The following is a 7542-nucleotide window of genomic DNA, read 5'->3' as shown; positions in this document are numbered from 1 at the left end:
AGAGAGGCCGACTTCGAAATCAAGTCGGTGGATCTGAGTCTTGGCGGCACCAAGCTCGCTATCTCCTACCCAGACGGTCAAGTTAGTGAACTAACCCTGAAAATGCTGGGGGAGCACCAGGCGATGAACGTTTCCGCTGCGCTGGCGGTTGCTCAGGAGCTAGGAGTTCCTAAAGAGACTGCCATCGAAGCGGTATCTGAGATGGAAATGGCAGAGCGCTGGCGCATGCAGCTGATTCGTCGTCAGGATGGGGTTTTTGTCATCAACGATGCCTACAACGCATCTCCGGATTCCATGAGGGCAGCTTTGCAAACCCTTGCCACTTTGGGTCGACAGGGGCACCGAACCATCGCAATTCTGGGTCAAATGGCGGAGCTTGGTGAGTATTCCATTCAGGAGCATGATCAGCTTGGTCGGCTAGTGGTGAGATACAACATCGATCAGCTCTATGTGATTGGCCAAGAGGCCAAGTTGACTCACCTGGGAGCCATGCAAGAGGGCAGCTGGGATGGCGAGTCTGTATTTTGCGAAACAATCAGCGCGGCTTTTGAGGCTATTCATGACAAGCTTTCACCTGGCGATATTGTCTTGGTGAAATCCAGCAACATCGCCGGTTTGAGATTCTTAGGCGACGAGTTGGCGGGTGTGAAGTGAGAGCCTTACTTGCATCAGGCGGCATCGCACTATTCATCTCGCTTTTCGCCACCCCTGGGTTCATTTGGCTATTCAGGAACCTGCAGTGGGGTCAGTTCATTCGCGATGACGGTCCAAAGACTCACCACACCAAGCGCGGCACTCCAACCATGGGTGGCATTGTCATTCTTTTGGCCGCAACCATCTCCTACTTTGTTGCAAAGCTCATAAACGGCGAATCACCTTCGGCCTCTGCCCTGCTGGTGATCTTTATGATGCTTGGGCTTGGACTAGTTGGCTTTATTGATGATCTGCTAAAGGTGCGCAACCAGCGCAGCCTTGGACTTACCGGTTGGGCCAAAATCGGCGGACAAGTGGTGGTTGCCATTGTCTTTGCGGTTCTCGCTCTTGGTTTCCCAGATGAAGACGGTCTGACACCGGCATCGACTGCCATTTCTTTGTTTAGAGACCTGCCGATTGACTTGTTTATCTGGGGCTCCGTTATCGGCATGGGGCTCTTTGTGGCCTGGATCACGCTTTTGGTTACCAGCGCTTCCAACGGTGTAAACATCGCAGATGGCTTGGATGGTCTGGCATCGGGATCCGCAATTATGGCTATTGGCGCATACGTAATCATCGGTTTTTGGCAGTTCAACCAAAGTTGCGCGACGGTTACTGAGAACTTTGCATCCTGCTACAACGTGAGAGACCCGCTTGACCTGGCGGTTGTTGCTGCAGCAATTGTTGGTGCTTGCGTTGGCTTTTTGTGGTGGAACACATCACCTGCGCAAATCTTCATGGGTGATGTCGGTTCGCTGGGCCTAGGTGGCGCGCTAGCGGCTCTGGCAATTCTTTCCCGCACCGAGCTGCTACTTGTTCTAATCGGCGGAATCTTCGTTATCGTCACCGGTTCGGTGGTTATTCAGCGAGTGTTCTTCAAGATCACCAAGTGGCGAACTGGAACCGGCAAGCGAGTGTTCCTGATGTCGCCACTGCACCACCACTTTGAACTCAAGGGTTGGGCTGAAATCACCATCGTTGTGCGCTTCTGGATCATTGCATCGCTGTGTGTGATTAGCGGCGTTGGCCTGTTCTACGTGGAGTGGATCTACGGCATATGATCCCGCAGCGCAGCTGGCACGACAATTGGGCTGGACTGCAAGTTGCAGTCTTAGGTTTGGGTAAATCTGGTTTTTCAGTAGCCGACACCCTTTGCGAGCTTGGGGCAGAGGTAACGGTTTTTGCCAATTCGGCCAGCCCTCAATACTCCGAACTTCTAGAGGTCATCGGCGCAAAGCTGGTGCTCTCTGACGCGGTGTCCGAGCTGAGCAAAATGGCAAAGATTGACTTTGCGGTTGTGTCTCCCGGTTTTGCCCCATCACACCCGACAATCCTTTGGCTTGCAAAAAACGACATCCAGGTCCTAACGGATATCGATTTAGCTGTGCGCCTTAGAGATAAAACAGATCGGGTGGCGAAGTGGATCACCATAACCGGCACCAACGGTAAAACCACCACCACTGAGCTGGTAACCCACATTTTGCAAGCTGCGGGACTGCGCGCTGTGGCCTGTGGAAACATCGGAAACCCAATTTTGGATGCCATCAGAGATCCAGAGGGTTTCGACTACCTAGTCGTTGAGATCTCCAGTTTCCAGCTTCACTATTCAGGGCAACTAAACCCAGTGGCAAGCGCATTTTTGAACCTGGCACCAGATCACATCGACTGGCATGGCAGCGAAAAAGCCTACTTTGAGGCCAAGGCAAAGGTTTTTGAAGGAACTGAGATTGCAATTATCTACAACGCCCAAGATCTAAAGACTCTAGAGGCAGCAGAGAATGCTGAAGTTATTGATGGCTGCAGAGCTGTGGCCTTCACCACCGGCATGCCAAGCGTTAGCTCGGTTGGTTTCGTAGAGGAATTCTTGGTTGACCGAGCTTTTATTGCAGATCGCTATTCGGCCGCTTTAGAGATAGCGCAAGATTCAGACTTGGAGGCAATAGGCGTCCTTAGCGACCACCTGCGGGCTAATGTCGCCGCGGCAACTGCGTTGGCAAGGGCGGTGGACATTGATCCTGTAGTTATCAAACAAGCCATTGCCACCTTCAAACTTGCTCCACATCGAATTCAAAAGGTGCTTGAGCAACACGGAATTACTTTTATTGATGATTCAAAGGCGACCAATGCTCACGCAGCGAATGCCTCGCTAGCAAGCTTTAGCTCAATCGTCTGGATTGTTGGTGGGCTGCTAAAAGGCGTAGACCCGACTCCGCTTTTGATCGATCATGGCTCCAGGCTAAAGGCAGCCATAGTTATTGGTGCCGACACGGCTGAACTTGAGGCGTTGTTTGCAAAACACCTTCCAAACTTGCCTCTGAGGGTGATTTCGGGCGAGGGGATCATGTCCCAGGCTGTTAGCTCCGCTTTGGAGTTTGCAAGTTCGGGGGACACTGTATTGCTAGCCCCGGCAGCAGCTTCTATGGATCAGTTCCAGGACTATTCAGACCGCGGAAATCAGTTTCAGGCAGAGGTTAGAAGGCAGGTGAGTAAGTGACAAATCTAAAAGAGATGTTGCAGCCTCGACTGCACGCACAATCCAGGCAATTCTTTTGGCTTTTGGGGCTAACTCTTGCGACCGTTGCAATTGGGCTCACCATGGTCGCAAGTGCATCGGCCGTAGATGCCTTTAAAGAGACTTCGAATGCAGCATCGATCTTTCTAAAGCAGGGCGGCTTTGCCATTATTGGCCTCACTTTGATGCTGATTGTCTCGAATCTCTCGCTTGACTTCATGCGCAGATTTGCAATGTTGGGTCTTGCTATCACCATGGGCGCGCAGGCTGCAACCGTATTGTTTGGCCAAGAAATCAATGGAAACCGTAACTGGCTATCTTTTGGTGCCATCGGAGTGCAGCCATCGGAGTTTCTCAAGCTCGGTTTGATTGTTGCTCTGTCTTTGCAGCTGTCACAGCTGACCGGATTTTGGGATGAGGATTTGCCAACCTGGAAGCGGGTGTGGTTCTTCTCGGCAGTCGGTGTCGGCATGGTGGCGATTCTAAGCAAGGACTTGGGTTCGGGCATCATCATGGTGGTCTTGCTCATGGGTCTATACCTGATTGCCGGCATCAAGATGTCAATTTGGTGGTCCACCATCGCCCTTGGCTCGGCACTGGCGTTTTTCCTAGTCTCCAGTTCACCTTCTCGAAGAGTGCGCTTTGATGCCTGGCTGAACCCTGAGGCTGCCGACCCCATGGGTGTGAACTGGCAGTTTGAAAAGGGCACCTGGGCGCTTGCCTCCGGCGGCGTCTTTGGCACCGGCTTGGGTCGCTCTAAGCTCAAATGGAGTTGGATCCCCGAGGTTGAAAACGACTTTATCTTTGCAATCATTGGCGAAGAGCTCGGGCTAATCGGAGCACTGCTGGTGGTTGCGCTGTTCTTGGCTCTAGGCCTAGTTATGTTCCAAATCGCTAAGCAGCAAACCGACCCCTTCAACCGCAATTTGGTTGTGGGAGTCATGTTTTGGATCGTGATTCAGGCATTTATCAACATGGGTGTTGTGGTTGGCCTGTTCCCAGTTCTCGGTGTTACCTTGCCGCTGGTATCGGCCGGTGGCTCCTCATTGATCGCGTCGCTTATGGCAATTGGCGTGGTGCTCGCAGTAGAGCGGGATCGAACGGCAAATCTAGGACGCAGAAGGTGACCAAGTTTTTATTGGCCGGTGGCGGAACCGCCGGTCACGTAAACCCGATGTTGGCGTTGGCTCAGTCACTTAGGGCTTTAGATCAAGAGGTTTTGACCCTTGGGACTAAGGAGGGGCTGGAGTCTCGCCTTGTCCCACAGCGCGGATTTGAACTACTAACTATTGCCAGACTGCCATTTCCTAGAAAACCATCGCTTTATGCATTGATGTTCCCATTCAAATTTGCCGCAGCTGTATTCGCGATTCTCAAGATGATCAAGACGCACAAGATCGAGGCAGTGGTTGGGTTTGGTGGCTACGCATCAGCGCCTGCCTACCTCGCTGCCTTTATTGCGAGAAAGCCGCTGGTGATTCACGAGGCGAACGCCCTAGCGGGCATCGCCAATCGTCTGGGGGCGAAATTCACCAAGAACATCGCGGTGGCTTTTCCAAACAGCGATTTATCGCCAGCCGCAATTACCGGCATGCCGCTTCGCCCTGAGATTGTTGATTCGGTATCCGGTTACGACAAAGAGCAGGCACGAATTGAATTGGGTCTAAATCCCTTTATGTCAACGCTTTTGGTCACCGGAGGGTCATTAGGCGCCAAGAGCATCAACGACGCGATTATCGACAGTCGCAGCGTGCTAAATGCCGCGGGGATTCAAATCCTGCACATTGTGGGAGATAGAGCCAATCTCGACGAGGTCTCAGAACCTGGCTACCGCCGGATGGCTTACTGCGACCGAATGGATGCTGCAATCGCAGCATCGGATATGGCTGTATCTCGCGCTGGAAGCTCTACTGTTAGCGAGTTTGCCGCCTGCGGACTGCCGGCAATTTACATTCCTTACCCGGTGGGTAACGGCGAGCAAAGATTCAACGCCGCAACCATTGTTGAAGCCGGCGGTGGCAAATTGGTTTCAGATAGTGAGTTCACAGCCAAGTACATAAGCACCGAATTGATTCCACTCGTGAGCCACAGTTCGAGCGTCAGAAAGATGTCTCAGGCGGCAAAGTCAGTGGGAATTCCCGACGCAACCGAGCGGCTACGCGATCTTGTGCTTGCGGCAGTGAATACTAAGACCCGTGATTAAGCCCGACTTCTCTCAGCCCATCCCTGACGATTTAGGCACCGTGCACTTTATTGGCATCGGTGGTTCTGGAATGTCAGGAATCGCCCGCCTCACTTTAGGCATGGGCCACAAGGTGACCGGGTCTGACCTCAGGGACTCCTCAAACGTCAAGGCCTTGCGAGCACTTGGTGCCGTAATTCATATCGGCCACGCTGCCGAAAACCTAGGTAACCCTGACACGGTGGTTGTCACTAGTGCTTTGTGGCCAACTAACCCTGAGTACGTGCTGGCTCAACAGCGCGGAATTCCAACCCTGCACCGCTCGGCACTTTTGGCTCACCTGGCGTCTAAGGGCAAGCTGATCGCGGTAGCCGGAGCTCACGGAAAAACCACATCTACTGGAATGGTGATTACCGCGCTAAGTCGCCTCGGTGCTGACCCTAGCTTTGTAAATGGCGGTGTTATTCAGGAGTACGGAGCATCGGCAGGGTCTGGCAAGGGCGAGCACTTTGTCATTGAAGCCGACGAATCCGATAGCTCTTTTTTGCACTACAAGACCGAAGTCGCACTGATCACCAACATTGACCCTGATCACCTGGACCACTTTGGATCACTGGATGCCTTTGAGGGCGAATTCGCAAAGTTTGCCGACGCCGCAGGAACGCTGGTAGCCATCTCAAGCGATGACGAGGGTGCCGTGCGAGTCACCAAGCGCTTGAAGCACAAAAACATCATCACTTTCGGAACCGCCAGCAATGCGTCGGTGCAGGTCAGAAACGTCGCTGCGCTGCAAGGAAACGTCTCGTTTGAACTCGGTTTTGGCCTCAAGAGCATTCAGCTTCAATTGCAGGTTCCAGGTCATCACAATGCGCTAAATGCCGCTGGTGCGGTTGCGGTCTTGGTTGGACTTGGATTTGATTTTGAGGCCTCGGCTAAGGCTGTTTCGCACTTCTCCGGAACCGAGCGTCGCTTCGAACTGCACGGAGAGCGCCGCGGTGTCAGGGTCTATGACGATTACGCTCACCACCCAACCGAGGTTGCCGCCGCATTGAGCGCGGCCCGCGCGGTAGTGGGTTCGGGCAAGTTGATTACGGTATTCCAACCGCATCTTTTCTCCAGAACTCGTATTTTTCAGGCTGAGTTTGCCCAAGCTTTAGCGCTGAGTGACCAGGTGGTCTGTCTGGACATTTACGCTGCTAGAGAGGATCCAGAGCCAGGGGTGACGGGGGCACTGATTGCTGATCGTTTTGAAGATTCAGCCCGCATGCATTACGTGCCGGCGTGGGACGACGTACCAGCCGTTGCGGCCAGCCTTGCCAAAAGTGGGGATTTCATCATCACCATGGGATGTGGTGACATCTACCGCATGGTTCCCGAGCTTCTTGACGCACTGGAGGCTTAGTTGAAAAAACCAGAGCGCGAGCTTGTCGGCCGCGAGATAAAGCGCGTTAGGCAAAGCGCTAAGCCTGCAAAAATCAAGCCGGCCCGCACCTCTGGATTTCGAAATCTCGGCAGGACCTTGTTTATTGCAGGCCCTTTAGCGCTTGTGATTTTGGTTGTGGCCACCTTCTTCACCCCGATGCTCGCAATTGAACAGATTAAAGTCAGCGGGAATGATCGAATCCAAGCCAGCAAGGTAATGGGAGCTCTAGAGGGCCTGGTTGGCAAGCCGCTCACCACCATCTCGCAGGACAATGTTGCAGATTTGCTGGCAGATTTTGCCCTGATTGAAACCTTCACGCTCCAGGCTGAGCCGCCTCACACTCTGACGGTGAAGATCCGCGAACGCCAGCCGGTAGTGATTCTGGTGCGAGGTGGGAAGAACTACCTCTATGACGCCGCCGGGGTTCGCATCGATGTGGCGAATGCCAAGGATAAGTATCCGTTTTTCCGCTTCACCGCCGACCCTTTGAAAGACAAGAAGTACAAGACCGCCATGGAGGTCTTGCTCTCGCTTCCGGTCGGGACGTACAAGAAGGTCTTCTCGATTCAGGTTTCTGAACAGCTAACCTCAGATTTGATTTTGCGCAAGAGCGATACCCGCGTAATTTGGGGAAATGCCAAGCAGGGGCTGCTCAAAGCGAAGGTCTTGAACTCTCTTATGAAGACCGGTGTAAAGCCCGGCGTCACCATCGATGTCTCATCTCCCAAAGCC

The 7542-nt window shown here is 53.2% G+C and carries 7 protein-coding genes; all 7 read left to right on the top strand.

All coding sequences use genetic code 11. The features are described 5' to 3' along the window. The coding region (locus AC128V_RS05905) for a glutamate ligase domain-containing protein (RefSeq protein WP_482763751.1) at positions 1-654 on the top strand (654 nt) is incomplete at its 5' end. After that, on the top strand, positions 651-1754 hold the full coding sequence (gene mraY / locus AC128V_RS05900) for a phospho-N-acetylmuramoyl-pentapeptide-transferase (protein ID WP_482763750.1): 1104 nt from the start codon (positions 651-653) through the stop codon (positions 1752-1754). The genes AC128V_RS05905 and mraY, both read left to right, overlap by 4 nt. After that, on the top strand, positions 1736-3187 hold the full coding sequence (gene murD, locus AC128V_RS05895) for a UDP-N-acetylmuramoyl-L-alanine--D-glutamate ligase (RefSeq protein WP_482763749.1): 1452 nt from the start codon (positions 1736-1738) through the stop codon (positions 3185-3187). Before mraY ends, murD begins: the two co-directional genes overlap by 19 nt. Further along, positions 3184-4332 (top strand): FtsW/RodA/SpoVE family cell cycle protein, encoded by a 1149-nt coding sequence (locus AC128V_RS05890; RefSeq protein WP_482763748.1) that lies wholly within the window; start codon positions 3184-3186, stop codon positions 4330-4332. Before murD ends, AC128V_RS05890 begins: the two co-directional genes overlap by 4 nt. Further along, positions 4329-5408, top strand: coding sequence for an undecaprenyldiphospho-muramoylpentapeptide beta-N-acetylglucosaminyltransferase (gene murG, locus AC128V_RS05885; protein ID WP_482763747.1), 1080 nt, complete (start codon positions 4329-4331; stop codon positions 5406-5408). Before AC128V_RS05890 ends, murG begins: the two co-directional genes overlap by 4 nt. Beyond that, complete coding sequence (gene murC, locus AC128V_RS05880; RefSeq protein ID WP_482763746.1) at positions 5401-6789, top strand: UDP-N-acetylmuramate--L-alanine ligase; 1389 nt, start codon at positions 5401-5403, stop codon at positions 6787-6789. Before murG ends, murC begins: the two co-directional genes overlap by 8 nt. Beyond that, a partial coding sequence (locus AC128V_RS05875) for an FtsQ-type POTRA domain-containing protein (RefSeq protein ID WP_482763745.1) occupies positions 6790-7542 on the top strand: 753 nt, incomplete at its 3' end.

The sequence above is a fragment of the Aquiluna sp. genome (assembly GCF_965064355.1).
The sequence above is the reverse complement of the archived record's forward strand: the minus strand, read 5'-3'. Positions and strand labels throughout refer to the sequence as shown.